This is a genomic window from Microbacterium luticocti DSM 19459, from assembly GCF_000422405.1.
Lineage (GTDB): Bacteria > Actinomycetota > Actinomycetes > Actinomycetales > Microbacteriaceae > Microbacterium > Microbacterium luticocti.
This window is the reverse complement of the sequence record NZ_AULS01000018.1, coordinates 23,371-36,698: the sequence shown is the minus strand read 5'-3', so window position 1 is coordinate 36,698 and position 13,328 is coordinate 23,371. Positions and strand designations below refer to the sequence as shown.

12 protein-coding genes are annotated in these 13,328 nt (G+C 72.9%); 3 read left to right on the top strand and 9 right to left on the bottom strand.

Annotated elements, in window-relative coordinates:
- Nucleotides 1-48 precede the first annotated feature (48 nt).
- Complete coding sequence (locus H577_RS0111680; RefSeq protein ID WP_036284924.1) at nucleotides 49-414, top strand: hypothetical protein; 366 nt, start codon at nucleotides 49-51, stop codon at nucleotides 412-414.
- A gap of 179 nt (nucleotides 415-593) precedes the next feature.
- Here the strand turns inward: H577_RS0111680 and trxA are convergent, their stop codons facing one another.
- The 4 genes from trxA to H577_RS16345 form a co-directional block, all read right to left on the bottom strand.
- Nucleotides 594-917: a thioredoxin gene (gene trxA / locus H577_RS0111675; RefSeq protein WP_029146097.1), complete on the bottom strand. Its 324-nt coding sequence runs from the start codon at nucleotides 915-917 to the stop codon at nucleotides 594-596.
- 71 nt (nucleotides 918-988) lie between these two features.
- Complete coding sequence (gene trxB, locus H577_RS0111670) at nucleotides 989-1,981, bottom strand: thioredoxin-disulfide reductase (protein ID WP_029146096.1); 993 nt, start codon at nucleotides 1,979-1,981, stop codon at nucleotides 989-991.
- Nucleotides 1,982-2,065: 84 nt separating this feature from the next.
- Nucleotides 2,066-3,661, bottom strand: coding sequence for a murein biosynthesis integral membrane protein MurJ (gene murJ / locus H577_RS0111665; protein WP_029146095.1), 1,596 nt, complete (start codon nucleotides 3,659-3,661; stop codon nucleotides 2,066-2,068).
- Nucleotides 3,658-6,165, bottom strand: coding sequence for a DUF6049 family protein (locus H577_RS16345; RefSeq protein ID WP_156876645.1), 2,508 nt, complete (start codon nucleotides 6,163-6,165; stop codon nucleotides 3,658-3,660). Before H577_RS16345 ends, murJ begins: the two co-directional genes overlap by 4 nt.
- A 268-nt stretch (nucleotides 6,166-6,433) precedes the next feature.
- On the opposite strand from H577_RS16345, the gene H577_RS0111655 reads away from it, so the two are divergent.
- Both H577_RS0111655 and H577_RS0111650 read left to right on the top strand, forming a co-directional pair.
- On the top strand, nucleotides 6,434-7,951 hold the full coding sequence (locus tag H577_RS0111655) for a DUF7059 domain-containing protein (RefSeq protein ID WP_036284918.1): 1,518 nt from the start codon (nucleotides 6,434-6,436) through the stop codon (nucleotides 7,949-7,951).
- 57 nt (nucleotides 7,952-8,008) lie between these two features.
- Nucleotides 8,009-9,436 carry a CCA tRNA nucleotidyltransferase gene (locus H577_RS0111650; RefSeq protein WP_029146093.1) on the top strand — a complete coding sequence of 476 codons (1,428 nt, stop codon included), beginning with the start codon at nucleotides 8,009-8,011 and terminating at the stop codon, nucleotides 9,434-9,436.
- A 174-nt stretch (nucleotides 9,437-9,610) separates the two neighbouring features.
- On the opposite strand, the gene H577_RS17705 is transcribed toward H577_RS0111650, so the two are convergent.
- From H577_RS17705 to H577_RS0111625, 5 genes are all read right to left on the bottom strand, one after another.
- On the bottom strand, nucleotides 9,611-9,778 hold the full coding sequence (locus H577_RS17705; protein ID WP_156876644.1) for a hypothetical protein: 168 nt from the start codon (nucleotides 9,776-9,778) through the stop codon (nucleotides 9,611-9,613).
- On the bottom strand, nucleotides 9,775-10,926 hold the full coding sequence (locus H577_RS0111640) for a hypothetical protein (protein ID WP_029146092.1): 1,152 nt from the start codon (nucleotides 10,924-10,926) through the stop codon (nucleotides 9,775-9,777). The genes H577_RS17705 and H577_RS0111640 overlap by 4 nt, the downstream gene beginning before the upstream one ends.
- The gene (locus tag H577_RS0111635) at nucleotides 10,923-11,279 is read right to left on the bottom strand and encodes a PadR family transcriptional regulator (protein ID WP_029146091.1); all 357 of its coding nucleotides are present in this window, start codon (nucleotides 11,277-11,279) and stop codon (nucleotides 10,923-10,925) included. Before H577_RS0111635 ends, H577_RS0111640 begins: the two co-directional genes overlap by 4 nt.
- Nucleotides 11,280-11,476: 197 nt before the next feature.
- Nucleotides 11,477-12,082 (bottom strand): response regulator transcription factor, encoded by a 606-nt coding sequence (locus H577_RS0111630; protein WP_029146090.1) that lies wholly within the window; start codon nucleotides 12,080-12,082, stop codon nucleotides 11,477-11,479.
- Nucleotides 12,082-13,257 (bottom strand): sensor histidine kinase, encoded by a 1,176-nt coding sequence (locus H577_RS0111625; protein WP_029146089.1) that lies wholly within the window; start codon nucleotides 13,255-13,257, stop codon nucleotides 12,082-12,084. Before H577_RS0111625 ends, H577_RS0111630 begins: the two co-directional genes overlap by 1 nt.
- Between the last annotated feature and the right edge of the window lie 71 nt (nucleotides 13,258-13,328).

Sequence of the window (13,328 nt, the reverse complement as noted above, 5' to 3'; positions counted from 1 at the left end):
CCGGCACGCCATGACGGGACTGGCTGCGGGCACGCGTAGGCTGGGACGATGACCGACTCCGCCGGCGACCCGACGCGCGATGTGAGCATCCCGCGTCGTGCGAGCCTCGAGTTGCTGCGGGCCGAGGCCGCCGACGAGCTTGCCGTGCTCGTGCACGAGCGTCTGCTCGGCGGCGAGGACCCGTGGGACTTCATGGAGGACCTGCCGACGGTCGACGAGCTCGTCGTCTTCACGCTGCGCGCCGAGAACATCGCCGCGAACGGTGGCGTGCGGCCGACCGCCGCCCGGCACTATCGGGTGCTGCGCCAGATTGCGCTGGAGTACCCACCGTTGACACCGGCGGTGTGGCGTCTGCTCGGTGACGCCAACACGCATCGGCGGTGGGATGCCGTCATCCAGGCCGACGCCTCCTGACCACCCACCCGGCAACAGCACATCCACCGAGCGTGCCCGGCACGCGTCGCTCGGTCGCCCCGCCCGCGCCACGCGCCTGCCCGCGCCCAGCCGCACTCCCACGTCGCACGCGGGGTCGCGCGGATCACGAGAAAGCCCCCGCGACCGGACGGTCACGGGGGCTGCTCCCTGAGGAAGGCTCAGCGCAGATACGCGGCGAGATCCTGCTCGAGCGCGAACTTCGGCTTGGCTCCGACGATCGAGGTCTTCACCTCGCCGTTCTCGAACACCTTCATCGCCGGGATCGAGGTGATCTGGTACTTCATCGCCAGATCCGGGTTCTCGTCCACGTTCAGCTTGAGGATGGTGATCTTGTCGGCGTTCTCGGCGGCGATCTCGTCGAGCACCGGCGAGACCATGCGGCAGGGGCCGCACCACGCGGCCCAGAAGTCGACGAGGACGGGGCCGGAGGCCTGCAGGACGTCCTGGTCCCAAGTGGCGGATGTGGTCGCCTTGGCGGTCATGTCTCTCCTTCGGTGGGAAGTCTGTGTGAAGCTACAACGCCGCAGCCGGCGACTTTGTTCCGCGTGGTGGCTCAGACGGCAGGGGATGCCACGTGGGCGCGCCCGCCGATCTCATCCGCGGCGGGGTCCGGGGTTCCCGCCTCGCCGAGTGCGGCGAGATAGTGTTCGGCGTCGAGCGCGGCGACCGTACCCGAACCGGCCGCGGTGGCCGCCTGCCGGTAGGTCGGGTCGATCACGTCGCCGGCGGCGAACACACCGGGAACGGACGTGCGCGAGGAACGCCCGTCGACCCAGACCGTGCCCTCGGCGGTCAGCTCGAGCTTGTCGTGCACCAGGTGGGTGCGCGGGTCGTTGCCGATCGCGACGAACACGCCCTCCAGCGCCAGCTCGCGCCGACTGCCGTCGACCGTGGATTCGAGCACCACACCGGTGACGGCATCCGTCCCCAGGATGTCGACCACCTGGCTGTTCCAGACGAACTCGATCTTCTCGTTGGCGAACGCCCGTTCCTGCATGATCTTCGACGCGCGCAGTTCGCCGCGGCGGTGGATCACGTACACCTTCGAGGCGAAGCGGGTGAGGAAGGTGGCCTCTTCCATCGCGGAGTCGCCACCGCCGACCACGGCGATGGTCTTCTCGCGGAAGAAGAAGCCGTCGCAGGTGGCGCACCACGACACGCCGCGCCCCGAGAGGCGCTCTTCGCCGGCGATGCCGATCTTGCGATACGCGGAACCGGTGGCGAAGATCAGCGCATCCGCCTCTTCGACCGTGCCGCTGCCGAGCGTGACCCGCTTGACCGGGCCGGCGATGTCGAGCTCGACCGCGTCGTCATAGCGGATCTCGGCGCCGAACCGCTCAGCCTGCGCCTGGATCTTCGCCATCAGCTCGGGACCCTGGATGCCGTCGGGGAAGCCGGGGAAGTTCTCGACGTCGGTCGTGTTCATCAGCTCACCGCCGACGTCCACGCTGCTGGCGACGACCAGCGGGTTGAGGTTGGCGCGGGCCGCATAGATCGCCGCGGTGAGCGCGGCGGGACCCGATCCGATGATGATGAGCTGGCGCACGGTATCTCCTGTCTGCAGGCGGCGGGCCGCCTGGATGCCTCAACACATCGTAACCGCGGGGCATTCCGGGCCGCCGCAGACTGCTCAGCGGCGCACCAGACGGCGGACCGCGGCGACGGCCGGCCGCAGTTCGGGGGCGCGCAGCGCGGCCAAGAACAGCACGTACACCACCAGCGCGACCCCGCCGATCAGCAGGCACCCGACGGCGGCGAGCACCCGGTTGTCGGTCGTCCAGCCGGTGGCCCCGCCGGTGAGCGTGAACAGGCCCCAACCGACCAGGCCCGCGGGCACACCGGCGGCGACGAACCGCAGCAGTGCGAGAAGCCACGACCGCGCCCCCAGGTCGCCGATCTTGCGGTGCAGCAGCCAGGTGGCCAGCAGCACCTGCACCACCGTGGCGATCGATTGGATGAGCGCGAGCCCGGCCGCCAGCACCGCCACCGGCAGCAGCGCGCCCGCGATCGGCGAGGCGACCGCGATCAACACCGCCTGTACGGCCGTGAACACGAACGGCGTGCGCGTGTCGTTGTACATGTAGAAGGTGCGCTGCACGGTGAACTGCACCGCGTGCGGGATCAGGCTGATCAGAAAGCACAGCAGCACGATCGCCGCCGCCTGTGCCTCGCCGGCCGTCTCGGTGAACAGACGCGACGCGGGCACGGATGCCGCGGCCAGGGCGGCCGTGGCCACCACGATGAACACGCCGAGGGTGCGGATGCTGCGTCCGAAGTCGGCACGCACCTGGTCGTGCCGCCCCGCGGCGGCGTGCTCGGCGAGTCGGGTGAAGTACGGGGTGCCGATCGAGATGATGATCAGCGAGTACGGGATCATGTACAGCAGCCACGCGTTCTGCGTGACGAGGATGCCGGGGTCATGCTCGGCGGCGGCGGACAGCACACCGGACTGCACCGCGCCCGAGACCTGACCGACCACGACCATCAGGAACGTCCAGCCGGCCAGTCGCCCGATGCGGTTCAGGCCGACGCCCCGCCAGTGGAAGTCGGGGCGGATGCGCAGACCGGTGCGCGGCCAGTACACGGCCAGCAGTACGGCCTGCACGACGATGCCGAGGGTGGCCGTGCCGCCCATCATCGCGATCTTTCCGGGTGTCCACGCCACGATGTCGCCGGTGGGCCCGAGCAGCACGATGAACAGCCCGAACCCGGCGATCGAGACGATGTTGTTCACGATCGGCGCCCACGTGAACGGGCCGTACACCCGCCGCGCGTTCAGCGACTCGCCGACCAGTGCATACAGCCCGTAGAACAGGATCTGCGGCAGACACCAGTAGGCGAAGGCCGTGGCCAGGGCCTGCTGCTCGGGCGGGAACTTGTACCCGTACAGGTGCACCAGCCACGGTGCGCACACCATCGCGATCGCGGTCGCCGCGAGCAGTCCGACCGCGCCGAGGGTGAACAGCTTGGAGATGAAGGCGCTGCCGCCGTCGGGATGCGACGCCGCCTGGATGACCTGGGGCACCACGACCGCCGCGAGCAGCCCGCTGGAGATGATCGCGTAGATGTTGTTGGGCAGCTGGTTCGCCAGCGCGAACGCGTTGCCGCCGGCCGTGGTCGCACCGGCCAGTGCCGCCACCAGCACCATCTGGCGCAGGAACCCGGTCAGCCGCGAGACGACCGTGCCAGCGCCGATGAGCACGCTCGCCCGTCCGATGCCGCTCATCGTGTCGTCCCGTCATCGTGGGCGTCGCCGGCGTCCGGGGCGTCGGTGCCCGCGTCGGTGTCGGAGGCGCCGCCGGTGTCGGGCGTCTCGTCGACGTCTCGGGCAGCGCCCGTGGGGGTGCCCGGGTGCGAGCCGGAACCGCCGGGTGTGCCTGTGTCGGGGTCGGTGCGTGTGCCGGCATCCGGATCGGCGCCCGGGCCGGTGGCATCCGTGCCCTCGCCGTCGGTGCGCCGCCGCCGCGTGATGATCATGCGGATCAGCCCGATCACCAGGAACGCCCCCACGGCCACGCCGAGCACGACCAGGCCGATCTGCTCCCAGTCGGCGTGCACGGTCACCGCGACCGACCGCGATTCGCCGATGCGCACGCCGGTGGGACTGCGCAACTGCAGGTCGAGGGTGACCTCGCCGCTGCCGATGCGGGCGCGCACCGGCACCCGCACCGTGGTGGTGCTCGACGCGTGCGCGACGACCGTGGTGGTGGTCTGCACCTCGAGCCGCAGGTCGTCGGGATGCACGATGAGGCTGAGGTTCACCGGCCAGGGCAGCTCGTTGCGCACCCCGAACTGCAGGCTCGCGACGGTGCCGGCCAGGTTCACGTCGCTCGACGGCGCCAGCGAGACCGCGTTCAGCGTCTGCTGCGTCGCGGTGCGGTGCTGCGCCAGCGCGTCGCGCCAGCCGGCGGCCTCGTCCAGCCAGCCTCCCCCGATCAGCTGGAGGATCGCGGCGCGCTCCGGACCGGTCAGCAGCGACGGATCGTCGAGGATCGACGCGAACGTGGTGAGCGTGCGCTCGTCGGACAGCAGGCCGTCCAGCGCGTTCACCCGGGCGGGGTCGACGACCCCGTCGCCCACCGTGACCGGGTGGGCGGATGCCGCAGACAGCTCCGACAGCGTCGCCGTCGAGGTGTCGGGAGCCCGGGTCACCGCCTCGACCGCGGCCGACAGGCCGAGCCCCGACCGCGTCGCCGACCGGTCGATCACTGCGAGCAGCGGAGCGCTCCCCGTCGTGTGCGGCGCCAGTTCGAGATAGGCGGTCGCGGCCGACAGCGACGACCCGCGCACGGCCGGATCGTCTTCGGTCGAGGCGGTGCGCAGCGCATCCGAGACCGCGGTGTCGTACACGAGCACGTCGGCGGTTCCCGCCCGCCCGCGCGCGGGCGCCGCCCCCGTCGCCCCGGCACCGGCGGTGTCGGAGGGGATGAGCGTCAGCGACGGGGTGCCGTCGGCCGAGATCGCGCCGAGGGTCGTGACATCCTTCGCCCCCGCCGTACCCGAGAACGGCCACAGCACCGCGCCGCGCGTGTTCGGACCGAGGTACTGCAGCGCCTCGAGCGTCGGGTACGTCGGTCCGCCCGGCGCGGGCGAGGGCGTCTGGTCGGGCGTGGGCGTCGCGGTCGGGGTGGGGCTCTGGCCGGGCGGCGGAGTGGGGGCGGTGGCGAAGTCCTCGGGCGACATGTACGACTGCAGCGATGTGGGCTGCAGCAGCGAGGTGCGCCCGCTGCGGGTCTGCACGGCCACGCCGGCGTCGCCGAACTGCAACGCGAACCGCTCGTTCGAGAGCATGGTCAGCCGGTCGAGCCAGTCGGTCGCGCTGCGCGGCGCCGACGACCCGAGCACGCGGATGGCGGCGGGCACCGCGGGGTCGACGGCGAGGATGGCCGAGGTGCCGGCGACGGCGTTGAGCTCGGCGGTGAGCAGGCCGTCGGGGGCGGTGAGCGCCTCGAGCTCGTCGGCGCCCAGCAGGCCGGTGCCCAGCGCCCCCGCGGTGATCGGCACGACCAGGCCGACCGGGGTGCGGTGCTTCGCATCGGGATCGGGCACGACGATGACGCTGGTGACCGTGCGGGCGGGACCCGCCCCGGTGATCGTCGCCGCCAGCGGGTAGACGCCGGGCCCCAGCGCGCCCAGCACCGGGTCGTCCTCGGGCACGGTGACCATGGTGCGGCCCACTTCGCCCGAGGCGACCGGGTCGATGGATGCCTCACCCAGCGCCTTCATGCCGGATCGGGCTGTGGTCGTGCTCAGCCACGTGGCCAGCGCGGCGCGGTCGGCGATCGGATGGGTGTCGATGCGCAGCGAGACCGAGGCCGGCGACAGCGTGGAGTCGGTGCCGTTGCGCAGCGCGGCCCACACGCTCAGCGCACGCCCGGCGCGCAGCACGCCGTTGTCGGTGGGCGAGAGGTAGGCGTCGACGCGGCCCGACAGCGTCGGTGTCGGGGTGGGGGTGGGGGTGGCGTCGTCGGCGACGGCGGCCGGCAGCGCGCCGGCCGTGCCGAGCCCCGACGCGGACGCCAGCGGCGACAGCAGCACGGCGGTGGCGACGGCGATCGCGCCCAGGATCGCACTCCGTCGGCTGGTGCGGGGGCTGGTGCGGGGGCTGCGGGTGTGGCGGCGGCTGCGGGGGCGGCCGGTGCGGTCGGCACAGGCGCGCGGGTCGGCGGGCGGGCGCTCGGCGGCGGCCTGTGACGCGCGCGTGACGGGATCAGGATCGGTCACGGACATGCTGGCTGGTCGCGGGCGGATGCCGCGGACTGGTGCGATTCTACGGGGCGGGCCCATCCGCCTCCCGAGTGCGCGCCGTAAGCGGCACACCGCGCAGGCCCAGAACGCAGCGCCACCCGGTCTGATGTCGTCGCACCAGGCGGGTTCTGCTCGGGTGGTCCCGCGCACCGTGACGACGAGAGTCCCGAGGCGGCGTGCGCGGTGTGCCGCGACAGCGCCGGGTCGCGCCGGGGCGAGCGCGCCGGTGCAGGCAGGGTTGAATGGGAGGATGCCGCTGCCCGAACCCGATCCCACACTGTGCCGCGCCCTCGCGGCCGACCTGGACGCCGCCGGCTACCGCACCGACGCGCTGCGGGATGCCTGGGGCACGGCCGCCGACGGAGTACTCGGCCGCGGGCACGCCCTGCCTGCCCGTCGCCGTCTGTCCGGTGAGCCCGGCGCGCTCGCGGTCGTGGCGAGGCTCTTCGGCCTCGGCGATCCGGTCACCGTGGCCGAGGCATCCGCCACCTTCACCGCCAGCGGCGTCGACGGCCTCGTGCGGCTCGGACTGGCCCGGCGCGACGGCGACACGGTGTGCGCGCTCGCGCTCATCCGCCCGCAGGCGTTCGCCGACGCGGCCGGTGAGGGCGAATGGTGGATCGCGAGCGACCTCGACGAGGCGGCCCTGGGCGGGCCGCTGCCCGCCGACCACGTGCTGGGCGTCGGCCGGGCCTCACTCACGCTTGCCGGACTGGCGTTGCCCGACCCGGTCGACCGGGTGCTCGATCTCGGTTGCGGCTGCGGCATCCAGGCGTTGTGGGCGCGGCGGGCCGCGGCATCCGTCGTCGCCACCGACGTCTCCCAGCGGGCACTGCGGTTCACGCGGCTGAACGCATTGCTCAACGATGTCGACGGCATCGACACCCGATGCGGCGACCTGTTCGCGCCGGTCGCCGGCGAGCGGTTCGACCGCGTGGTGTCGAACCCGCCGTTCGTGATCACCCCGCGCGACGGCGACGTGCCCGAGTACGAGTACCGCGACGGCGGACGCACCGGTGACGGCCTGGTCGCCGAGGTGATCGCCGGTGCCGCCGGCCACCTCACTCCCGGCGGCACCGCCGTGCTGCTCGGCAACTGGGAGAGCCGCGACGGCATCGCCGGACTCGACCGGGTGCGCGCCTGGGTCGACGCGACCGGACTGGATGCGTGGGTGCTCGAGCGCGAAGTGCTCGACCCGGTCGCCTACGCCGAACTGTGGATCCGCGACGGCGGCACCGTCCCCGGCACGCCCGCCTACGACCGGCTGCTGGGCGCCTGGCTCGGCGACTTCGCTGCGCGCGGGGTCGCCGAGATCGGGTTCGGGTACGTGCTGCTGCGGCGGCCGGTCTCGGGCGCGCCGACGCTGGCGCGGTACGAGCGGGTGATGCAGCCGCTCGCCGACCGCGCACTCGGGGAACACCTGGGGCGGTGCCTGGCCGCGCACGACCGGCTTGTGACGCTGGACGACGCCGGGCTCGCGGCATCCCGCCTCGTCGTCGCCGGCGACGTCACCGAGGCGCGGCATCACCTGCCGGGGGCGGCGTCGCCGAGCGTCATCGAACTGCACCAGGGCGGCGGATTCGGGCGGGTCATCCCGGTCGATCCGGCGCTGGCGGCCCTGGTCGGCTCGTGCGACGGCGACCTGGCACTGGGAGCGCTGATCGCGGCGGTCGCCGAGCTGATGGAGGTGGATGCGGCATCCCTGCGCGCCGAGCTGCTGCCGCGCGTGCGCGACCTGCTGCTGGTGGGCGTGCTCACGTTCGCGTGACCGCGTGCCGGCGGTCTCGCCCCGGGGCGGGATGCCACGGCCGATAGGCTGGAATCCATGCTGAACATGGCGGAGGGTCTCGCGCGCCTGGACGCGTTGGCGGCGGTCCCCGCGGTGTCGGCGCTCGCCGAGGCGTTCGCCGCCGCCGGCCACGAGTTGGCGATCGTCGGTGGACCGGTGCGCGACGCGCTGCTGGGCCGGACCACCCACGATCTCGACTTCACGACCGACGCGCGACCCGACGACATCCTGCGGCTTGTGAAGCCGATCGCCACCGCGCACTGGGACATCGGCCGCGAGTTCGGCACGATCGGCGCCCGCGTGGCCGGTGAACAGGTCGAGATCACCACCTACCGCGCCGACAGCTACGACGGCACCACCCGCAAGCCCGTCGTCGCGTTCGGCGACACGATCACCGGCGATCTCAGCCGCCGCGACTTCACCGTCAACGCGATGGCGCTGCTCCTTCCCGCCAAGCGGCTCGTCGACCCCACCGGCGGCGTCGAAGACCTGGTCAGAGGCATCCTGCGCACCCCCATCGACCCGCGCGTCAGCTTCGGCGACGACCCGTTGCGGATGCTGCGGGCCGCTCGGTTCTCGTCGCAACTCGAGTTCGACGTCGACGACGACACGGTGGCCGCGATCGAGCAGCTGCGCGAGACGATCCAGATCGTGTCGGCCGAGCGCATCCAGGGCGAGCTGATGCGGCTGTTGGCCACCGACGACCCGGTGCGCGGCATCCGGCTGCTGGTCGACACCGGGCTGATGGCACAGTTCCTGCCCGAGATCCCCGCGCTGCGCCTCGAGGTCGACGAGCATCACCACCACAAGGACGTGTACGAGCACTCGCTGACCGTGCTGCGGCAGGCCATCGACCTCGAGCACGCGCGCCATCCCGGTGCCGCACCCGACCTGCCGCTGCGGCTGGCGGCGCTGCTGCACGACATCGGCAAGCCCGCCACCCGCAAGCTCGAGCCGGGCGGGGTGGTCACCTTCCATCACCACGACGTGAAGGGCGCGCGCATGGCGCGCAAGCGGCTGCGCGAGCTGCGGTTCGACTCGGCCACCACCGACGCGGTCGCCACGCTCATCGAGCTGCACCTGCGGTTCTTCGGGTACGCCGAGGGGGCGTGGACGGATGCTGCGGTGCGCCGCTACGTGCGCGACGCCGGCGACCAGCTCGAGCGGCTGCACATCCTCACCCGCGCCGACGTAACCACGCGCAACAAGCGCAAGGCGCACCGGCTCGCCGCGGCGTACGACGACATCGAGCGGCGCATCGACGAGCTGGCCGCCCAGGAGGAGCTTGCCGCGATCCGGCCCGAACTGGACGGCAACCGCATCCAGCAGATCCTGGGCCTGAAGCCCGGACGTGAGGTCGGCGAGGCGTACCGGTTCCTGCTCGACCTGCGGCTCGACGAGGGCATGCTCGGCGAGGACGAGGCCGAGCGTCGGCTGCGGGACTGGTGGGCCGCGCGCGGCTGACGCCCGGCTGACGCGGCACGCGCGCGGTCGGCACGCGCGCGGTCGGCACGCGCGCGGTCGGCACGCGCGCGGTCGGCACGCGCGCGGTCGGCACGCGCGCGTGCGGCACGCGCTCGATCGGCGGGGCCGGGTCCGCGCCGGCCGTGCCGGCACGGCGGAATCAGACCCGCCCGATCAGCGCCCGCTCGACCCGAGCGCCTGACGCACCAGGAACGTCACGTCGACGCTGACGATGCCCTCGCCGGTGACCAGGTCGGGCCCGATCCAGGATGCCGCGGCGGCACGCTCCTCGGGCGCCCGGTCCTCCGGGGGCGTGGCCGGCACGGCCTGCGCGGGGCTCATCCGTCCGCTCCCACCGTCGGCGTCGGCGCCGGTCCGGTCGGCGATGGGTGCGGTGAGGCCCCGGACGACGCGTGCGGCGTGGCGGATGCCTCGGGCCCCGGCGTGGCGGATGCCTCGGGCCCGGGCGTGGCGGTCGTCGCGGGCGCTGTCAGCCGCTCCACCGACGGCACCTGCGCGAACGGCGGGGCTGCCGGCTGCGCCAGATCGGGAGAGTACCTGCCGTTCTCGTCCGGCTGGGCGCCCGCGGGGATTTCGGCCAGCGGGAACACGTTCCAGATCGGCGCCCGACCCGGTACCGTGACCGCGACCGGCACGGGTCCGCCGCCGCCGAAGAAGTAGCCGTCGGTGTCGTCGTGCGCGTACTCGGAGCCCACCGTCGTCAGTGGCCTGCCGTCCTGGTCGAACAGCTGCACATCGGTGAGCGGGTTGCCGTCCTTGTCGTAGGCGAACACGTTCCGTACGCGCCCGCCGTCCACCACGAGCCCGGGCTGAGACGGCTCGTATCCGCCGCCGTAGGAGCCGCTGTCGCGCCAGCTCTGGATCTGCGCGAAGGTGAACCCCACCAGGAACGGAAGCATGACGACCGACACCACGCTGAGCACGACGACTCCCGCGCGCAGCCAGCGGCGCGGCATCCATCGTCCCCGTCCCCACTGGACGCTGACCACCGCCGTCGCGGCCACGAGGATGCCGGCGAACCCCGAGCGGGGGATCGGCAGCGACTCCAGCAGATCGCGCCAGAGGGTCAGGCCGAGGATCAGCACGACCAGCACGTACAGCGCCCACCCGCGCGCCAGCCACCACACCGGCCGCAGGGCGACGGCGAAGTCGAGCAGCCACGCTCCGGCCCGGGTCGAACGGATGCTGCGGCCCGTGCGTTCCCGCCACTCGGTGACACGCTCACCCAGCGGTCGCCGCAGCCGGGCGGGCGCCGGCCGCTCGGGCAGTCCCGCGGCCACACGCAGCTCGGCGGCGTACGCCGCGGCATCCGGAATCGTGAAGTCATCGCCGCGCTCAGCGGCCTGCTCGGCCAGATCCGACTCCAGCCCGTCGACGATGTCGTCGACCTCGTCGACGGGCAGGTCGCGCAGTTGCGCGCGGACGGCGGCGGCGAACGCCGCGATCTCGGGGGTGACGGTGGTGTTCATCGGTTCTCTCCGATCGTGCGCAGAGCGGGAGCGGGCGCGGTGGACAGCAGCCCCGACATGGCGGTCGAGAACCGTTGCCAGTCGTCACGCTGCTCGTCGAGCAGGGTGCGGCCGGCGGGGCTGATCGCGTAGTACTTGCGGTGCGGTCCGCCCTCCGAAGGGACGACGTAGCTCGACAGCGCCCCCGCCGAGTACAGCCGCCGCAGCGTGCCGTACACCGAGGCATCCCCCACCTCGCCGAGGCCGGCATCGCGCAGGCGTCGCACGATGTCGTAGCCGTATCCGTCGTCGTGCTGCACGACCGCGAGCACCGCCGCGTCGAGCACGCCCTTGAGAAGTTGTGTGGTGTCCATGGCCTCCCCGCCTCTTCTGCCAGAGACAGTACCACGCACTGCACAGTAGTGTGGGAAACGCGAGAGTCGGCGTGTTCCGGGCAAGGCGGGACAAACGAGGGGCGAGGGACGCCGACACCGGACGCGCGAGAGAAGCAACGCGCGAAAGACGCGACGCGCGAAAGACGCGACGCGTGACCGACGGGACGGGGCGCCCGCTACAGCCAGCCGTTGGCCTCGGCGATGCGCGCCGCGTCGGCTCGGTTGCGTCCGCCGGTCTTGCCGATGGCGCTGGAGAGGTGGTTGCGCACCGTGCCCTCGGACAGGTGCAGGATGCGCGCGATGTCGGCGATCGATCCGCCGGTGCGCGCCACCGACAGCACGTCGGTCTCACGCTCGGTCAACGGCGAGTCGCCCTGCGCCAGCGACTCCGCCGCCAGCACCGGATCGACCACCCGCAACCCCTGCGCCACCCGCCGCACCGCATCGGCCAGCTGCGGCGCCGGCGTGTCCTTCACGACGAAGCCGGCCGCCCCGGCCTGCATCGCCCGCTTCAGGTACCCCGGCCGACCGAACGTGGTGACGATCAGGGCGCGACATCCCGGCACCTTCTCTCGCAGTGCCGCCGCCGCGGCGATGCCGTCGATGCCCGGCATCTCGATGTCCAGCAGCGCCACATCGGGCTGCGCCTGCCGCGCCGCAGCCACGACCTCATCGCCGCGCCCCACCTCGGCGACCACCTCGATGTCGCTCTCGAGGTTCAGCAGCGCCGACAACGCACCGCGCACCAGCGCCTGGTCATCGGCGATCAACAGCCGGATCATCACAACCCCACCTTCAGGCTGAACCCGCCCAGGTCGCTGCGGCCGACCGACATCCGTCCGCCCGCGGTCTCGACGCGCTCCCGCAGCCCGCTCAGCCCGGTCGACGAGGCGATGGATGCCGCCGGCCCCACGCCGTCGTCGGCCACCTCGACCTCGCGCTGCCCGAGCCGCACCGCGCACCGGCGCGCACCGGAGTGCCGCACCACGTTCGTCACGCCCTCACGCACCACCCACGCCGCCAGCTCGCGCGCGGCGGGGGGAACGGCATCGGTCGCCGTCGGCAGCTCGGCCGCGATGCCCGCCGCCTCGAGCGCCGCGCGCGCCGCCGCCAGCTCGCCGCCCAGGGTCACGCCGCGGAACCCGGCGACCGTCGCGCGCACGTCGGCCAGCGCGCCGCGGGCGAGCTGCTCGATGTCGCCGACCTCGGCCTTGGCCCGCGCCGGATCGGCGTCGATCAGCCGGGCCGCCAGCTCGCTTTTCACGGTGATCACGGTCAGCGAATGGCCGAGGATGTCGTGGATGTCGCGGGCCACGCGACCGCGCTCGCGCTCGGCCGCCATCTGCTCGAGGCTCTCTTGCGTGCGGCGCAGCTGGTTGAGCGCAGCGAAGGCGTTCGCGAACGCCGCCATCATCAACGAGATCGAGAACGTGATCGCCGGGATCCACAGGTCGTCTTCGGTGAAGCCGTCCAGCAGCGCCCCGAACCACAGCGCCGTCAGCGACAGCGCGGTGATGCCGAGGATCGTCACCCGCCAGCCCAGCAGCATCATGCCCAGCGACACCCCGACGTAGGTCCACAGGCCCCGCACGCCCCAGCTCAGCCAGGGGAACAGTGTGAACGACAGCGCGAACAGCGCCAGTACCGGCAGCGCGCGCCACGGCGCCGGCAGCGACCACCCGGTGGGCACGGTCACCAGGAACCCGAGGCCGAACAGCACGGTCAGCGCAATGCCGACGATCGCCGTCGCCACCGAACCGGACTGCGAGATCACATCCTGCCCGGTGCCGATCAGCCACAGCAGCGACAGGCCACCGCCGACGTACCAGCTCACCGCCCCGCGCGAGTACAGCGCCTGCGGCAGCGTCGTGAACGGCGCGGGCCCGGCCGCGCGCGGGAGCACCGGCCAGGGCGGACCCAGCGCCCGCCGCCGGTTCGCGGCCGTGTCCTCGTCCATCGTCCTCACCCTAATCTCGTGATCGGCCACACGACCGGCGCACGGTGCCCCACCACGGATGGCGGGTGCAC

Excerpts from the sequence above, each read along its gene's own strand:
- H577_RS0111680 (WP_036284924.1), top strand. The coding sequence starts at position 49 with ATGACCGACTCCGCCGGCGACCCGACGCGCGATGTGAGCATCCCGCGT.
- trxA (WP_029146097.1), bottom strand. The coding sequence starts at position 917 with ATGACCGCCAAGGCGACCACATCCGCCACTTGGGACCAGGACGTCCTG.
- murJ (WP_029146095.1), bottom strand. The coding sequence starts at position 3,661 with ATGAGCGGCATCGGACGGGCGAGCGTGCTCATCGGCGCTGGCACGGTC.
- H577_RS16345 (WP_156876645.1), bottom strand. The coding sequence starts at position 6,165 with ATGTCCGTGACCGATCCTGATCCCGTCACGCGCGCGTCACAGGCCGCC.
- H577_RS0111655 (WP_036284918.1), top strand. The coding sequence starts at position 6,434 with ATGCCGCTGCCCGAACCCGATCCCACACTGTGCCGCGCCCTCGCGGCC.
- H577_RS0111650 (WP_029146093.1), top strand. The coding sequence starts at position 8,009 with ATGCTGAACATGGCGGAGGGTCTCGCGCGCCTGGACGCGTTGGCGGCG.
- H577_RS17705 (WP_156876644.1), bottom strand. The coding sequence starts at position 9,778 with ATGAGCCCCGCGCAGGCCGTGCCGGCCACGCCCCCGGAGGACCGGGCG.
- H577_RS0111640 (WP_029146092.1), bottom strand. The coding sequence starts at position 10,926 with ATGAACACCACCGTCACCCCCGAGATCGCGGCGTTCGCCGCCGCCGTC.
- H577_RS0111635 (WP_029146091.1), bottom strand. The coding sequence starts at position 11,279 with ATGGACACCACACAACTTCTCAAGGGCGTGCTCGACGCGGCGGTGCTC.
- H577_RS0111630 (WP_029146090.1), bottom strand. The coding sequence starts at position 12,082 with ATGATCCGGCTGTTGATCGCCGATGACCAGGCGCTGGTGCGCGGTGCG.
- H577_RS0111625 (WP_029146089.1), bottom strand. The coding sequence starts at position 13,257 with ATGGACGAGGACACGGCCGCGAACCGGCGGCGGGCGCTGGGTCCGCCC.